This is a genomic window from Vibrio sp. 03_296 (assembly GCF_002265885.1).
The window spans coordinates 1-1,037 of sequence record NZ_NPKW01000862.1; the positions used below are offsets into that span (position 1 = coordinate 1).

Annotated in this window: 2 pseudogenes; one reads left to right on the forward strand and one right to left on the reverse strand. The window is 40.7% G+C overall.

Annotated elements, in window-relative coordinates:
- Positions 1-484, reverse strand: a pseudogene (locus CIK04_RS28440) (Na+/H+ antiporter NhaC); the annotation flags it as partial.
- Between the two features lie 410 nt (positions 485-894).
- Between CIK04_RS28440 and CIK04_RS28445 the strand changes: the two are divergent.
- Positions 895-1,037 (forward strand): annotated as a pseudogene (locus tag CIK04_RS28445) (aspartate-semialdehyde dehydrogenase); the annotation flags it as partial.

Sequence of the window (1,037 nt, forward strand, 5' to 3'; positions counted from 1 at the left end):
ATAGTACCGCACCTGCTGTGATCGGTGCTGGTACGCCAAGACCTTGGCCAATCCCCATCATTGCGATACCTGCGGTACCTGCTGCGCCCCAAGAGGTGCCTGTTGACAAGAGCTGTTAGGGAGACAAATGATCGATAGTGGCATAAAAGGAAGATAGAAAGGATGTATTGCCTTCAGACCGATAGTTAAATAATAGTGGGTACGATACCGCCGGAGATCCAGGTACCAACCAATGCGCCAACGGCTAATAGAATAAGAACAGCACCCAAACCATTCGAAATTCCGTTTAATGCCGCTTTTCCAGGTCTTTATACTGATGACCTAGACGTARGCCCAACACCATAATAATGAACCAGCCGATATAAAGTGCTAGCTGAATAGGTAGATCTAATTTCGCGGTAAACGAAAAAGCCAAAAGTAAAAACAATCCCAGTGAAATAAGCACTTGGGGAAGACTTGGTAAGCGAGTAATTTCCTGCTTCATATATTCCTCTGATAAATGTCGGAGCGTTAGAGGGATTACGCCCCCGTATGTTTAGGATGCTTACATTACATTAACGTAGTGGATAATTCGATTTATTTAGTCGTTTGTTTTGATGTAGATCGGTGTAATACGTATTTTGTGAAATAATAAACTACTAAAGTTAAATAATTAGTTTTAAGTGTTGTGTGATGTGAAATAAATGTGCTTCATATGTGAATGCAGAGGCTGGTTAGGAAATCCAGCTCGGTCAGAGCTCTTACCAAAGCTAAATCATAAAGTTTTAGCGACCTTAACAAATCAAAACGAAAAAGTTGGACGTTTTCGTCAATTAGTGCTTGAGATTTTGCCTAGAAAATAGAACTATTAATGCAACTTTATTTTGTTATTTGAATACACGGAGAGTTAATGTGATGAGAGTGGGTTTAGTTGGTTGGCGTGGCATGGTTGGCTCGGTGCTGATGCAGCGCATGGTTGAAGAAAAAGACTTTGATCTGATTGAACCAGTCTTTTTCAGTACCTCTCAAATTGGTATTCCAGCGCCAAATTTTGGTAA